Raw genomic sequence first — 13883 nt, forward strand, 5'->3', positions numbered from 1 at the left:
GTCAGAGCGAGAAACACCCGGGTTCCGTTTGCCCGGGCCCGGGTTTCCGCTCTGACCTCAGGGTTTCCCGTCGTTCCCGTCGGGCGTCAGTGCCCTGCTGCCGCGCCTGTCATCCGCTGTCTTCACCCCGGAGGGATCTCCGCGCTGCGGAAGGCGTTGGCCACCGCCTGCATCAGGTCGCGCTCCAGGCCGGACTTGGGCTCCGTGACTTCCTGGTTGCATCCCGAGCAGCGGAACAAGGGCACCTTGACCTTCACGTCCACCGGATCCCCGTCGGGGACCTCCACCCGCGCCTTGCCGTCCAGATCGCCGTTGGTCTCGGCTGCCACTTCCCGGCCGCAGGACGGACAAAGAAGGCGTTTTCGGAACAGCCCCTTCTGGACTGCGGGCGTGACGTCGTCCAGCGCGCCCGATTCGGCCAGGCGCTGGACGAATTCAAGCGGGAAATCGGGGGTGGTGAAGCGCTTGTGGCCGCTGGCGCAGTTGAGGACGGGCAGGCCGTCGATGGCGACGCGGATGCCCCCCTCCTCGCCCTCGACGTGATTTATGCGCACTACGGAAACATCGGCGCCGCACTGGCGGCAGACATTGGAAGTCATGGCAGGTCTCCTCTCGTTTTGTGCTGCTGTATCTCCCTCTTGGTTGTTGTTACGGAAGTCGGGGCCGGGGCGGTGAGAGATGCTCCGGCCGGTGCGCCCCCGGGGCGCACTACAGAGTATAGAGCGTATGCGGCACACGAGGCGGGGCACGGCAAGTATCTGAAATATAGAGATACGCCAGGTGGCGCGGGACCGGGTTCAACGGCACTGCGCCGTGCCCGGCAACGAGGAGCGAGGGGCGGCGTGCGCGAGTCGGCGGCGCTCCGGCGACCACGTTACCGTCGCACCGTTGCCCGGCCGCACGTCAGCGGGAAACCGGTAACCCTTTCGCGCCTGCCGTGTGAAGTGTGATGGGTATCGAGGTGTGACCGCGGAACGTGATCGCGTCGCGTTCGACGACCGAGCCTTCGTCGATCCCCCAGGCCGGAAGCCGCCGCATCAGTGTCTCCAGGGCGATGGCGATCTCGACGCGGGCGACATGCGCGCCGGCACAGCGATGGATGCCATGACCAAAGGTCATGCCCGGGCCCGTCCGACGGTCGAGCCGGAGGTTGTCCGGTTCGTCGAAGACTTCCGGGTCCCGGTTGGCGCTCGCGAGTACGGCGATGACGGGGATGCCGGCGGGGATGACCGTGCCTGTCAGTTCGACGGGTTCGGCGCTTACCCGGGCGCTGGAGAATTGTAGCGAGGGGTCGTACCGCAGCAGTTCGTCGACCGCGTCCAGGCTGGCGACGGCCCCGGAGGTGACGGCATCCCAGCAGCCGGGATGCCGGGCGATCGCGAGGGTGGCATTGCCGAGTGCGTCCACGGCCGTCTCCTGTCCCGCGAACAGCAGGAACACCATGTTGGTGATCACGTCGGCGCGCGTCCACTGTCCGCTGTCGTAATGTTCCAGAAACGTGGCGCAGAGCCCCTCGTCTGAAACCAGCGTGGTATCGAGTGCGCACTCGACCCATTGCGCAAGCTCCGGGGCCGAGGATACGTTTCGCGCCGGGCGAGCCTCACAGGTCCTGAGATCGAGAGCCCTGGCCATCTCCGTGGTCTGGCGTTTAAGTGCCGGAATATCGGTCAAGGTCAGGCCCAGAAGCTCTCCGATGGCGCCTACGATGTACGGTGTCGCGAAATCGGTCACGAGATCGAAGTGACCGCGGTCCTCGAAGGCTTGCACAAGCGCCTCGGCCCGGGTCCGCAGGGACGCTTCGCGCTGCGCTGCGGCCGTCGCGGTCATGGCCCGTGTCATGGGACGACGAAGGGTCCCGTGAACCGGGGGATCGGTGAACAGGACGGCTTTCGAGAGCAGCCCGAACACTGGATCGGACATCAGGGAACGACGGGTGATCCGATACATTTCCGTGTCCGGCGCCTGCAGCAACGCGCGATGAGTGAGGCACATACGCACCGTTTCGTGCGAAAACAGGTATACCGCTTCAGGGAACCCCGGGAATGGCGAACGGCCCCGGGCGATCGGTGCGTGTTCCCGAAACCATTGGTAACGTGCATAGCGCTGGCTGGCGAAACAGGGTTCGAACGGGTCGAACCAGTGCCTGTCATTCATCGGGTCGACCCCGGTTCCTGCCTTGTCAGGCGCTTCATGAAAATCACCCGGAAGCCGCCTGATGCCGTATCCGAAGGCAGGAAGTCAGGGGCGAGATGCAGGAACTCACAACCAAGGCGGTGATGAAAGCGAAGCAAGGGGTCACGTATCAGCAGCTCGATGCCGGGTTTCCGGCCGCTCCGGTGCCAGTCATCAATGGCGCGCCGAAACAACGGGTCGCAACGGATGCGATCCGGGCCGGGACCTGCCGCGCCTGCATACGCGGCACAACGCCCATCGCCGACCACGTACCGGGCGCCCACCGAACGGGCGTTCTCGATCACGGCGTCGACCACGCGCTGAACCGAACCGCGCCCGCGCTCGGCGGGAGTGACACAAAGACTGTACACATAGCTGGAGCGGATCGGTTCACTGGCAGGCTGGGTGGAAAAGCGCTCAAAGTCGCGCGGAAATCGCCCGGTGTCAGTGGGATCCTGCGACGTATGATAGAAGCACGCGGCCGCGATGAACCGTGTGCCCAGAACGGCCACCACTGCCTGATGGCCGAGTTCCAGACGCTTGCGTATCATGGATTCGCTGGCCTGCAGGCCAGCCGGCCAGGCCTCGGATTCAAGATCCGCGAGCGCGGGCGCTTCATCCGGGCGCATACGTCGGACGATGAAGTGGGTCATACGTGAAATTACTCCGCAATCACATTTCCGGGCGGCGAGGGATCAGCATGATATTTTACGTGTGCGTGGCAAGGCACGCCAGAACGCTTGCCGCTCTGGTTACACATTACCGTCCGGATCTTCGCCGCTGTCTGCGCGTCGTTCCCTACAGCCGAATGGACCTCCTGCTGAGCGTGGGGTCGGGGATCGTCATCTGGACCGACCTGGATCGTCTTGACCGATCTGTGCGCGCCAGGGCATGTGCCATGCATGATGTCCTGGTGGAGAGAGGTATCTCCACGCTCAATCATCCCACGGCGAGCCTCACGAGGTTCCCCTTGCTTCAGGCCCTCGCGGCGGAGGGAAGGAACCCTTTCCGGGTCTTCCGTCCCGATGCCTGTCCGTCCGACTTGCGCTTTCCGGTGTTTCTTCGCCGGGAATCCGGGTTCATGGGCTCCTGTCCGGAACTACTGGCCGATGCATCCGCATTGCACACGGCTCTGGAGGCGCTGCGCCGCTCCGGAGCCGATCGTGATGACTGGATGGTGGTTGAGTATTCCGCGGAGCCGGGGCCAGACGGATACTTCCGGAAGTACGGGGCTTTCCGAATCGGTTCGGACATTTTTCCACAGCACTGCTTCATCAACAGGCACTGGTTCGTCAAGCACGCCTACGACAGGCTTGGGGAGGCCCACAGGCGAGAGCACCTGCAGTATGTCACTGAGAATCCGCACGTGAACTGGATTCGGGAGATATTCGACCGCGCCGGGATCACATATGGCCGCATCGATTACGGAGAGACCAGGGGCCGGTTGCAAGTCTTCGAGATTAATACCAACCCTACTGTGCTGAATCATCCGCAGACGCGATTTGATCCTGACCTCCAGCCCTATGCCGATCGATATGCGGACACCCTTATTGCATTGGCAAACCGGCATCTGGCTGGTTCGGGGCCGGATATCGTTCCCATGATCGATCGGGTAAACCGATTGATCATGCTGCGCTTGCATGTGTCGAGCCGCAGGTCCCGGTTGCGCCGGTTTCTCCGGGGCTGGTGCGGAGGGTTGCGCCGGGCGGAACGCTGAGTTTGTCTTGCGGGACAGGATACTGGTGGCCGATCGGCTCTCCGGCGCCTTACGGCAAAGGCCTGCGCGAGGGTGGCAGGGTAATAACGCGACATCCTGAGCCATCGCCGGTCTTGCGAGCGTCCGGAACGGAGGCGGGATTTCTCGCGGTGTCCAATGGCAAGGCTCAAGCGGTATAGTCTGGCGTTCGGAAAGCAGTGCCCTGCGTGAAGCCTGACGTGGTGTACGCGGCATTGCAGGGATCGCGGCCCCGCCGGTAACCACCGGTTGGGGTAAACCACTGGGTTCGGGATGGGGCATTATGCCCCGGGGGCGTCCAGGCGCCGGTGCCGAGCCGAAGTTCAGATGTGTGCCTTCTTGGAGTGGAAAAGATTATGGATATGGCAACAGTGGGGGAGTTCTGGGACCTGGTGGTGGTGGTCTGGCGGGAGGGGGTGTTCGGCGTCAATATCGCGGGCGTTCTGATCGCCCTGCTGATTTTCTCTGTCTTCATGGTGCTGAGGAATTTCTTCAGCCGTTTTGTGCTGCGCCTGCTTGAGCGTGCGGCTTCCCGCACGAAGACGGATCTCGATGACAGCATCGTGGCCGCACTGTATGAACCGATCCGGTTCATACCCGTTGTCATGGGGATTTTCTTTGCGCTGAGCGTACTGGACGTGGAGGAGGGGGCTCGGGAATTCTTCTACAATCTGAACCGGTCGCTGATCGCCTTCACCCTGTTCTGGGCGTTCTACCGGATCACGACGCCGGTGAGCGCGGTGCTGCTGAAGGCCGAAGGCGTGCTCACGCGGCCCATGGTGGAGTGGATCGTCAAGGCGGCGAAGATTGCCTTCATTGTGCTGGGCGTGGCGACGATCCTCGAGCTGTGGGGCATCGCCGTAGGTCCGATCATCGCCGGCCTGGGTCTGTTCGGTGTGGCCGTCGCCCTGGGTGCGCAGGATCTGTTCAAGAACCTGATTGCGGGGCTGTTCGTGATCGGTGAGCGCCGCTTTCATCCGGGCGACTGGATCAACGTGGATGGCGTTGTGGAGGGCACCGTGCAGCAGATCGGGTTTCGTACCACGACCGTGCGCCGTTTCGACCGTGCCCCGGTCTACGTGCCGAATGCCCGTCTGGCGGATAACGCGGTGACCAATTTCTCCCGCATGAGCCATCGCCGCATCCGCTGGATGGTGGGCGTCGAGTACCGGACTTCCCTTGAGCAGCTCAGGCAGATCCGGGACGGAATCGAACGCTACATTCTCGACTGCGAGGAGATTGCGGATCCGTCCGAGGTGCCGACCTTCGTGCGGATCGACTCCTTCAATGACAGTTCCATCGACATCCTGGTCTATTGCTTTACCAACACGATCGTCTGGGGCGACTGGCTGGAGATCAAGGAGCGGCTTGCCTATGCCATCAAGGAGATCGTGGAAGGGGCGGGGACGGGATTCGCCTTCCCGAGCCGCTCGATCTATCTGGAAACTCTGCCGGATGCCCCCGAGGTCTTTCCCCTCTCGCCGCCGCCCGAGAAGGCATCGGCATCGGCGTGACGGGCGCACGGATCCTGGCTAGAGCCGCTCCATTTCCACGGGGGCGTCGGGCTGGCGCGTGACCTTGCCCTGCAGATCATAGAGGGCCGCCTGCAGACCTTCCTCGACGGTGGGGTGGTAGAAGGGCATGCGCAGCAGGTCGAACACCGTGAGGCCCTGCTGGATCGACCATGCCAGCAGGTGGGCGAGATGCTCGCCCCGGGGGGCGATCAGGCTCGCGCCCAGCAGGCGGCCGTCCTCCTTGTCCGCGTAGACCCGGATCATGCCCTTGTTCCTGCCCATGATGAGCGCGCGCCCCAGGGGGCCGAGCTTCACCTCGCCGACCGCGGTGCGGTCCGGGTCCAGGTCGTTCCAGGCGGTGCCCGCCACGGCGATATTCGGATCGCAGAAATTAATGGCCAGCGGTGTCTGGCGCCTGAAGGCCACCACGCGTTCCTGCACCGCGTTGAAGCCGGCGATGCGGCCCTCGGCGCCGGCTTCATGCAGGATGGCGGCTTCGCCGGTGACATCGCCGGCAATGAATACCGGCAGGTCGCCCACCTGCATGGTGTGGGGGTTGAAGGCGGGCAGTCCGCGTTCATCCAGATCGACGCCGAGGTTCTCCAGTCCCAGCTCCTGCACATTGGGACGCCGGCCCATGGCGGCCAGCACCCGGTCCACCCGCACGGAATTCTCCCCGGCCCGGATGCGCAGGCCGCCGTCCTCCTCGCTGATCTGAGCGGCGGTGCCCAGCCAGAGCGGGAACTCCTTGCCCAGGATGTCGATGGCCGCCTGTCGCACCTCCGGATCCTGCAGACCGGCAATATGGTCCAGCTGATCGACACCGGTGACGTCCACGCCCATCCGGGCCAGGGTCTGGCCCATCTCCAGGCCGATGGTGCCCAGGCCGATCACCGCCAGGGAGGCGGGCAGATCCTCCAGTTCGAACAGTTCGTCGGTGGTGAGGATGCGGTCACCGAAGGCCTTCCAGTCTCCGGGGACCACTGGCCGCGAGCCGGTGGCGATGACCACTGCCCGGGCGTGAATGCGATCCTCATCGACCTGCAGTTCCGTGGGGGAGAGAAAGCGGGCATGGCCCGTGAGAAACTCCTCACCCATCTTGTCGGTGCTGTTGCTCAGCACCTTGTCGACGAATATGTCACGCAGGTCGCGCACATGCTCCAGGGCCTCGGGTGCGTTGAGCCCGAGCGTGTCGCCGCCTTCGATGCCCATACGGTCGAACAGGCTGCGGCGGTGGAAATCCTCGCCCACCTGGATGGCGGCCTTGGAGGGCATGCAGCCGACGCGGGCGCAGGTGGTGCCCAGCACCCCGCCGTCGATCAGCACGTAGCTCTGCGTGGCCTTGCGCACCTGCGAGAGGGCGTACAGGCCGGCGCTTCCGGCTCCGATGATGGCGACGTCGACGTGTTTCTCCATGGCAAGGGTCTCCGCTGATGTTGGTGGGGCCGGGCAACCGCCTGGAATCGGACCGGCCGTCGGCATACCCGGAATCGGGTGTTCAATACTGGCTTGTATGCGGCCGGGAAGCAAAGGGCGTGGAGGCCGCCCCGATACCGGGGGCGGCCAGGCAAGGGGTGCGGGTTGCGTAGCCCGCACAGCAGGAGCCCAGTCCCTGGGTGAACCAATCTCAGGCCAGGCACCCTTTCGCCCGGAGGGCCAGGCTCCTACCCGGAACCATCCCCGTAGGACCCCGGCCCCCTGGATGAAACAATCTCCTGGGAGATCACGCCTGGACCAGCGGCTTGAAGAAACCCGCGCCGAATGCAACGGCCTCGTCCAGCGTGAACACGGTGAGGTTCTCAGTGTCCCCACCCTGCCATCTGGCGGCCGTTTCGGCATCCCGCAGGAAGATCATCTCGAGGCACATGCTGTGGGCGGCGGCACCGCAGGGATTCTGCCAGTGGATGCCTACCCGGATTTCCCGGTCGGGTGTCGCCTCGACGATGTTCATGCCCTGCTGGATGATATGAACGGGTTTGCCGGTCACATGGCAGCGGGAATCGATGTGCACCTCCACATCGTACATGGGCGCAATGGACAGGGCATCCAGCGCGCACATGGCATGGAAGTTGTGGCCGGCCACCCGGATGCGGTGCGGGGTGTCCGCCATGGTCATGGGATAGGCGCCCACGGCCTCCTTGCCCTCCCGGTTGAGCACCACCAGATCGTCGTCCCCAAGACGCTTCAGGGCGCCGGCGACATCCCCGCCGGGCACACTGGCGGCGAGTTCGGTGGATTTCGGCGGACGCCCCTGCTCGATGAAGGAACGCAGGATGGTCCGGTGCACTTCCGCCAGTTCGGGAGGCAGGGCCTCCTGGCGGGCACGCAGCGGCAGTTGGTTGTGAAGCTTCTCGATGGCCTGATCGATGTTCATGGTGATGGTGCTCCGGTTCGCGTGTGCGGGCGTGCAGGGAGGTCGAGCACATCCCGGGCCACGCATAGCATGATTGACGTCTGCAACCAGTATGTCAGCGCATCCGGAAGCTGCGTTGATGCGTATCAATGCAAGTGGACAATGCGGGTGCAGCGATGCCCGGTCCCGGGCCCGCTGCAGCCGGTTCGTGTGGCATGCATCCCTTTCCCGATTCCGTGCAACGGGTTCCGGTATGCAAGCGGGTCCATCCGCTATACTTTTCGGCAGGTGTGCATCCATCGTCCGAAGGACCAACATCATGTCGCGAAGTCCAAGGGCCCCGCGCCCGGAACAGATCTCCCGGTTCGTGGCCGGCATCATCGAGAGCCGCGATCCGGATCTGGGCGAGCATCATCACCGACTCGGTGAAAGTGCGGTGGGGTTCGCCCGGCACGCCGGCTGCTCATCGGAGGAGACCGCGGTGCTTGTGATGGGCGCGCGACTGCACGATATCGGCAAGCTGGCAATCAGCGAGCATGTCCTGCACAAACCAGCACGGTTGACCGCCACGGAACTTGCACTGGTCAGGCAGCATGCGGAGATGGGTCATCGGCTTCTCAGTCCACTGGGATTGGATGCCAGGATTCCGGATGCGGTCTACCACCACCACGAGAACTACGATGGCAGCGGTTATCCGGAGGGGCTGGCGGGAGAGGTGATTCCGCTGGCTGCGCGCATCCTGAGGATCCTGGATTCCTATGACGCAATGACCGAGACCCGTTCCTACAGGCAAGGCATGCCCCGTGCCGAGGCGCTGCGGCGCCTCCAGGCAAGCGCACAGCATTATGATCCGCGTCTGCTGGAGATCTTCTGCAGGATCAACAGGGCCGAACCGGACCGGGCACATCCGCAACCGGTGCCACGGGGATAGGGGCATGGCACACATGATCCTGCCGGCAGACCGGCGTAGCGGGGAGTCCTGTCAGGTCGCGGATCTGGTGGGATCGTGCTGCTGAGCGGGGGGAGGGTGTTCGGGCGCCATGAGGCCCGCCTGTTGCGCATGACGAACCGCTCCGGATGAAAGCGATGCGCACGGTGCGGACCCTCGCCTGGTCGATGTCGGTTGTGGCCCTGCTCGTTTCGGGCTGCGCGAGCAAGCCGCCCGCGCGCACGGACAACATCTGCCATATCTTCGAGGAGCACCCGCGCTGGTATGACCACGCCAAGCGGTCCGAGGAGCGTTGGGGTACGCCGATCCCGGTGCAGATGGCGTTCGTGCACCAGGAGTCCAGCTTCCGTCACAACGTGCGGCCGCCGCGAGACTACTTTCTCGGCATCATTCCGAGGGCGAGAAAATCCAGCGCCTACGGCTATTCGCAGGCACTGTCGCCCACATGGAAGGAGTATCTGGAGGCGACCGGGCGGCGCAATGCCAGGCGCGGCAACATGGCGGACTCGCTGGATTTCATCGGCTGGTATAACGACATCAGCCACCGGCGGCTGAACATCCCCAAACACGATGCCGAGCGGCTGTATCTCGCCTACCACGAGGGGCACGGCGGCTACTCGCGGGGCACATATCGCGCCAAGCCGCAGGTGGGGCGCGTGGCGCGGCGTGTCAACGAGCGCGCCACGCGCTACACGGGGCAACTGGCCGGCTGTGAAAAGCAGTTTCGCTGCCGGCGCTTCTACCAGTTCTGGCCGTTCTGCCGCTGAGGGGAGCGCATGTGCACCCGGCTTCACGCGAAGCCGGGCAGCGTCACATGCGGATCAGCATGCGTGAGGCGGGGTCGGGCACGGGGCGCTGCCCGAGAATCCTGACGGGAGGAGAATCGTCCATCGAAGAGAAGGGTGCGGCAATCCGAGCCCGGAGGCGGGCCTGGTCGGTTAGCGTTCCGGAATCCTGCGGGGGTCTCTGGCGCGATCGAAGTCGCGTTCGACGGTGACCAGCGTCTGCGCCTCGTCGCCTTCGTCCATCGCCAACTGGTCACCCTCCACCCCCGGGGGCGGGGTCTGCGGGCGCATCTCGAACACCTGGCCCAGGTTCGGAAGTTCCGCCCGGGACAGGAGTTCCGCGGCGGACTCCTGGGCCTGGGGGTTCTGCAGGGTCAGCACGAGGCCGGTGACGGCGACCAGCACCGAAAAGCTGAATCGCTGATCGCCACTCACGAGGTTGAATCGCTGCATGAAGTGCATCTGTCCTGCCTCTTTGAACCACCCGACAGTGAAACCGTACGCGGAGCGGCGATGCCGGTCAAGCACCCGGATGAGGGTTGGGGTTACAGGGGGTGCTGCCGTCACCGCGGTGGCCGAAGGAATCGACGAAGGCTGACAGGGAACCGGACACCCGTGATGCTGCTGTCGTGTTGAGCGCCCCGGGTGCTGAAGGACCGTCGCCGGTTTCCTGAGCCTGAATTGTGGTTGTTTGCACGCATCCCTGGAATGGGCTAATAACAATCAAGGTGTACTTGTGTCATAGCCCCGTCCTAACGGCCGTGCGGCCAGGAACCGGAAGCCCCTGTGGATACAGCGTCTCTGAAACGGCAGTTGTCACCCGGATGGCTTGAAGCGGCGGGAAGCCGGCGCGGCTGGATGGCTGTGGCCATAGGGGTGCTGTTGTTGTGCGCCGCGGGACTCGTCTACTTCACCGGCGGAACGCGCTACGCCTACCTGCACGCCATGTACCTGCCCATCATCCTGGCGGCGGTCATCTTCAGGGTGTCGGGCGGTGTTGTGGCGGGCATCGCCGCGGGGCTGCTGGTGGGCCCGCTCATGCCCATCGACGTGGCCGGTGATCTGCGTCAGCCCGTGGTGAACTGGGCGTCCCGCCTGGGGGCCTTTGTGGTGGTGGGTGCCTTCACCGGCTGGATCGCCGGTCGTCTGATCGAGCAGGTCCGGCACCTGCGCTGGGCCGTCACGCACGACGTGGATACCGGTCTGCCCAATCGACGCGCCCTCTCCCGGGATCTGCGCCCCATACTTGCCTCGGACAAGGACGAAGGCGGGGTGCATCTCATGGTGCTGCGTGTCGAGAATCTCACCGAGATCATCAACACCCTGGGCTACGACGTGGGGACCGCGCTGTCCTGCGCCGTCGCCGAGCGCCTGTTGCAGATCGCTCCCCCGGGGTCCCGCGTCTACCAGATCGCCCCCGACCGATTGGCCGCCATGGTCCCCGTGGCGGCTGAAGCACCGGGCGGCACCGATCAACTGGCCGAATCGGTACTGGAGGCCATGCACGCATCGTTTCCGGCCGACGGGGTCAATGTGCACGCATCGGTGAGTCTCGGTATCGCGCACCTGCACGATGGGGGCGGTGATCCGGATGCCCTCATCCGCCGGGCCGATATCGCCCTGTACGCCGGGCAGCAACTGGGCAGGCGCTACGCCTTCTATGATATTCAGTCGGACCGCACCAGCCGCGCGAACCTGGCCCTGATGGGTGAGTTGTTGATCGCCATCCAGGAAGACCAGTTGCTGCTCCACTATCAGCCCAAGCTGGACCTGGCCACCGGCCGCGTTGTGGGTGTGGAGGCGCTGGTGCGCTGGATGCATCCCGTCCGGGGCATGGTGCCGCCCGGGGATTTCATCCCCCAGGCCGAGAACACCGACCTCATCTCGCCGTTGTCCCGGTGGGTCATCAACGAGGCGGTCGGCCAGTTGGCCCGTTGGAGGTCCCGGGGCCTCGATCTGGGCATGGCCGTGAACCTGTCCGTGAAGAATCTCCATGAAGACCGGCTGCTCGAAGAGATACAGGCACTGCTCAGGCGCCATGATCTGGAGCCCGACTGCCTGGAACTGGAGGTCACCGAGTCGGCTATCATGGATGACCCGGAGAGCGCCCTGGAGGCCTTGCGCCGTTGCCGGGATCTGGGTATCGGCCTCTCCATCGACGACTTCGGCACGGGTTACTCGTCGCTGGCCTATCTCAGCGAGATCCCTGCCGATACGGTCAAGATCGACCGTTCGTTTGTTCGCAAAATGCTCGATGACAGGGACACGGGGCGAATCGTCGAGTCCACCATCGCACTGTGTCACTACCTGAACATGGTGGTAGTGGCGGAAGGGGTGACCAACCAGCACCAGATGGAGACACTCGCCGCGTTCGGCTGCAATGTGGTGCAGGGTTTTCATATCGCGCGCCCGATGGATGCCGGGGCATTCGAGGCATGGTTCACCCGGGGGGAATGGCCGCGCCCGAAGGAGTCCGCGGCGGCCGGACCGGTGTGGACGTTCGGAGAACCGCGGGGCCGTACCACGCGGTGGACCGGGTCATAGTTTGTGCGGGGGGGATCGCCTCCCACCCCATTGCAGGCGACCGTTCCCGGACTCAACCGGACGCACGGCGCCCGCGATGGCCGGATGACGGCTTGTCTTCCCGGAAGCGAACTACGCTATCGTTACCAACGGGTGACCGTCCGTGGGCGGCGCCTGTCATTGCTTCACGGACCGGGTTCTCATGCGTAGCGTTTCCCCATGCATTCCCGCACACGGGGATCGACATCACCCCCGGGCACTTCCCGGCCATAACAGGTCATACTCAGCCATGCCTCGACGATGAATGCCAATCAGCCGCCCCCCGGAGTCTCCGTCATCATTGCCACCTACAATCGCAGCAATGTCCTCGCATTGACCTTGAAATCCCTGATCAGGCAGACATACCAGGACTGGGACGCGTGGGTGATCGGCGATGCATGTACCGACGACACCGCAGCGGTTGTGAATTCGTTGGGTGATCCACGGATTCGATTTGTTAACCTGGAGACCAATCACGGGGAGCAGTCCGTACCCAACAATGAAGGCGTGCGTCGGTCCCGGAGTGCCTATGTGGCGTATCTGAATCATGATGATTTCTGGCTCCCCGACCATCTCGAGGCGGCGCTTGTGCCACTTGAGAATGACGAGGCCGAACTGACGTTCGGCCTGCTGGACATCATCGGTGGACGCGGCCGCCGGGTGCTCGGCGGGGCGGTGCAGAATGGAGTCTATCGGTGCCACAACTACGTGCCCGCATCCGCATGGGTCATGAAGCGGGAACTTTGCGAGCGTGTGGGACCCTGGCGTTCCTACCGGGAATGCTACGATGCGCCATCGCAGGACTGGTTGCGCCGGGCATGGAGGGCCGGCGCGCGTATGAAGCAGGTGCCAAGGCTCACCGTCGTGGCGCTTCCGTCGGCTGGCCGCCTGGGCTCGTACGCGGAACGCCAGGTGTCCGAGCACCGCCGGATGTTCGATCGGCTCTGCAATGAGCCGGATTTCCGGGAGCGGGAGTTGCAGGCGCTGGCCCTTGAGGCGGCTGTTCTGGATCCGCGGCTGGGGAATACGCTGGATGCGGGTTTGTACATCCGGCGCGGCCTGAAAAACCTCGTGCGCAGGATTCTGCTGTCTTTTGGCTGGTCGCCGGCTGCCATGCTCATGGCCTTGCGTTTCCGGCGCAAGGGCGCTTACCTTCGTGCGTTGCGCGCCCTTCGCGGCCTCGGGAATGAGCGGCGATGAGGTTCGGACACGGCGCATTCCGCCGTTCGCGCTACGACGAGAGACGAGGAGCCCCATGAAATCAGAATGGCAATTGCCGGGCGCGGTCCGTGACCGTCAAAGCATTACATCCGACTGGATGCCGACCGGATTGTCCCTGTTGGACGGTGTGGTGCTCCGGGAGGCGCGCAATGTGGTCAAGGCCAATGGCCGGCTCACGGAGCTTTTCCGCCGGGACTGGTTCGCAGGGGATGAGGTCGTCGATCAGGTCTTTCAGGTCGTACTCCATCCCGGGGGTGTCTCGGCCTGGCATGCCCATGACTCGACGACAGACCGCCTTTTTGTCACGGAGGGGTCGATGAAGCTGGTCCTTTACGACGGGCGCTCTGATTCGGGCACGCATCGACAGATCAATGAACTTCATCTGAGCATTCATCGGCCGACGCTGGTCGTTGTGCCGCCCGGTGTCTGGCATGGGGTTCAGAACACGGGGACCGAGCCCGCTGCCCTGCTGAACATGGTGGATCGGGCCTACCAGTACGACAACCCGGACCATTGGCGGCTTCCGCCGGACACTGAGGAGATTCCCTATCAGTTTCATCGTGCAACGGACGCACTGGCGTGACAGGCCTCC

13 protein-coding genes are annotated in these 13883 nt (G+C 64.2%); 7 read left to right on the forward strand and 6 right to left on the reverse strand.

The window, feature by feature from the left end:
* Positions 1-122: 122 nt before the first annotated feature.
* The 3 genes from THITHI_RS0114735 to THITHI_RS0114745 form a co-directional block, all read right to left on the reverse strand.
* Positions 123-599: a hypothetical protein gene (locus THITHI_RS0114735; protein WP_018233874.1), complete on the reverse strand. Its 477-nt coding sequence runs from the start codon at positions 597-599 to the stop codon at positions 123-125.
* Positions 600-903: 304 nt separating this feature from the next.
* Positions 904-2154, reverse strand: a complete 1251-nt coding sequence (locus THITHI_RS0114740) for a cytochrome P450 (protein ID WP_018233875.1) — start codon at positions 2152-2154, stop codon at positions 904-906.
* Positions 2151-2825, reverse strand: a complete 675-nt coding sequence (locus THITHI_RS0114745; RefSeq protein ID WP_018233876.1) for a hypothetical protein — start codon at positions 2823-2825, stop codon at positions 2151-2153. Before THITHI_RS0114745 ends, THITHI_RS0114740 begins: the two co-directional genes overlap by 4 nt.
* Positions 2826-2872: 47 nt before the next feature.
* Here THITHI_RS0114745 and THITHI_RS0114750 point away from each other — a divergent pair, with 47 nt between their 5' ends.
* On the forward strand, positions 2873-3889 hold the full coding sequence (locus tag THITHI_RS0114750) for an ATP-grasp domain-containing protein (RefSeq protein WP_083908748.1): 1017 nt from the start codon (positions 2873-2875) through the stop codon (positions 3887-3889).
* Positions 3890-4263: 374 nt separating this feature from the next.
* Positions 4264-5421 (forward strand): mechanosensitive ion channel family protein, encoded by a 1158-nt coding sequence (locus tag THITHI_RS19220; protein WP_018233878.1) that lies wholly within the window; start codon positions 4264-4266, stop codon positions 5419-5421.
* A gap of 18 nt (positions 5422-5439) precedes the next feature.
* Here THITHI_RS19220 and THITHI_RS0114760 read toward each other — a convergent pair whose 3' ends face one another.
* Together THITHI_RS0114760 and THITHI_RS20860 are read right to left on the reverse strand one after the other, a co-directional pair.
* Positions 5440-6837, reverse strand: coding sequence for a dihydrolipoyl dehydrogenase (locus THITHI_RS0114760; RefSeq protein ID WP_018233879.1), 1398 nt, complete (start codon positions 6835-6837; stop codon positions 5440-5442).
* Positions 6838-7144: 307 nt separating this feature from the next.
* Positions 7145-7795: an alkylmercury lyase family protein gene (locus THITHI_RS20860; protein ID WP_018233880.1), complete on the reverse strand. Its 651-nt coding sequence runs from the start codon at positions 7793-7795 to the stop codon at positions 7145-7147.
* Between the two features lie 298 nt (positions 7796-8093).
* Here THITHI_RS20860 and THITHI_RS0114770 point away from each other — a divergent pair, with 298 nt between their 5' ends.
* Together THITHI_RS0114770 and THITHI_RS0114775 are read left to right on the forward strand one after the other, a co-directional pair.
* Positions 8094-8705, forward strand: a complete 612-nt coding sequence (locus tag THITHI_RS0114770; RefSeq protein ID WP_018233881.1) for an HD-GYP domain-containing protein — start codon at positions 8094-8096, stop codon at positions 8703-8705.
* A 155-nt stretch (positions 8706-8860) separates the two neighbouring features.
* The gene (locus tag THITHI_RS0114775; protein WP_018233882.1) at positions 8861-9490 is read left to right on the forward strand and encodes a transglycosylase SLT domain-containing protein; all 630 of its coding nucleotides are present in this window, start codon (positions 8861-8863) and stop codon (positions 9488-9490) included.
* Between the two features lie 171 nt (positions 9491-9661).
* On the opposite strand, the gene THITHI_RS0114780 is transcribed toward THITHI_RS0114775, so the two are convergent.
* Positions 9662-9970: a hypothetical protein gene (locus tag THITHI_RS0114780; protein ID WP_018233883.1), complete on the reverse strand. Its 309-nt coding sequence runs from the start codon at positions 9968-9970 to the stop codon at positions 9662-9664.
* A gap of 324 nt (positions 9971-10294) precedes the next feature.
* Between THITHI_RS0114780 and THITHI_RS19230 the strand changes: the two genes are divergently transcribed.
* From THITHI_RS19230 to THITHI_RS0114795, 3 genes are all read left to right on the forward strand, one after another.
* Entirely contained in the window at positions 10295-12052 is a 1758-nt protein-coding gene (locus THITHI_RS19230; RefSeq protein ID WP_156820567.1) for a putative bifunctional diguanylate cyclase/phosphodiesterase, read from the forward strand.
* A gap of 279 nt (positions 12053-12331) precedes the next feature.
* A complete protein-coding gene (locus THITHI_RS0114790) occupies positions 12332-13270 on the forward strand; it encodes a glycosyltransferase family 2 protein (protein ID WP_018233885.1) in 939 nt (312 codons plus the stop codon).
* Between the two features lie 55 nt (positions 13271-13325).
* Complete coding sequence (locus THITHI_RS0114795; protein WP_051079952.1) at positions 13326-13874, forward strand: cupin domain-containing protein; 549 nt, start codon at positions 13326-13328, stop codon at positions 13872-13874.
* Positions 13875-13883 lie beyond the last annotated feature (9 nt).

It is taken from the genome of Thioalkalivibrio thiocyanodenitrificans ARhD 1, assembly GCF_000378965.1.
Classification (GTDB): Bacteria; Pseudomonadota; Gammaproteobacteria; order Ectothiorhodospirales; family Ectothiorhodospiraceae; genus Thioalkalivibrio_A; species Thioalkalivibrio_A thiocyanodenitrificans.

What these genes read in the sequence shown, in the direction of transcription:
- THITHI_RS0114735 (WP_018233874.1), bottom strand. Translation starts at nt 599, where the DNA reads ATGACTTCCAATGTCTGCCGCCAGTGCGGCGCCGATGTTTCCGTAGTG.
- THITHI_RS0114740 (WP_018233875.1), bottom strand. Translation starts at nt 2,154, where the DNA reads ATGAATGACAGGCACTGGTTCGACCCGTTCGAACCCTGTTTCGCCAGC.
- THITHI_RS0114745 (WP_018233876.1), bottom strand. Translation starts at nt 2,825, where the DNA reads ATGACCCACTTCATCGTCCGACGTATGCGCCCGGATGAAGCGCCCGCG.
- THITHI_RS0114750 (WP_083908748.1), top strand. Translation starts at nt 2,873, where the DNA reads ATGATATTTTACGTGTGCGTGGCAAGGCACGCCAGAACGCTTGCCGCT.
- THITHI_RS19220 (WP_018233878.1), top strand. Translation starts at nt 4,264, where the DNA reads ATGGATATGGCAACAGTGGGGGAGTTCTGGGACCTGGTGGTGGTGGTC.
- THITHI_RS0114760 (WP_018233879.1), bottom strand. Translation starts at nt 6,837, where the DNA reads ATGGAGAAACACGTCGACGTCGCCATCATCGGAGCCGGAAGCGCCGGC.
- THITHI_RS20860 (WP_018233880.1), bottom strand. Translation starts at nt 7,795, where the DNA reads ATGAACATCGATCAGGCCATCGAGAAGCTTCACAACCAACTGCCGCTG.
- THITHI_RS0114770 (WP_018233881.1), top strand. Translation starts at nt 8,094, where the DNA reads ATGTCGCGAAGTCCAAGGGCCCCGCGCCCGGAACAGATCTCCCGGTTC.
- THITHI_RS0114775 (WP_018233882.1), top strand. Translation starts at nt 8,861, where the DNA reads ATGCGCACGGTGCGGACCCTCGCCTGGTCGATGTCGGTTGTGGCCCTG.
- THITHI_RS0114780 (WP_018233883.1), bottom strand. Translation starts at nt 9,970, where the DNA reads ATGCACTTCATGCAGCGATTCAACCTCGTGAGTGGCGATCAGCGATTC.
- THITHI_RS0114790 (WP_018233885.1), top strand. Translation starts at nt 12,332, where the DNA reads ATGAATGCCAATCAGCCGCCCCCCGGAGTCTCCGTCATCATTGCCACC.
- THITHI_RS0114795 (WP_051079952.1), top strand. Translation starts at nt 13,326, where the DNA reads ATGAAATCAGAATGGCAATTGCCGGGCGCGGTCCGTGACCGTCAAAGC.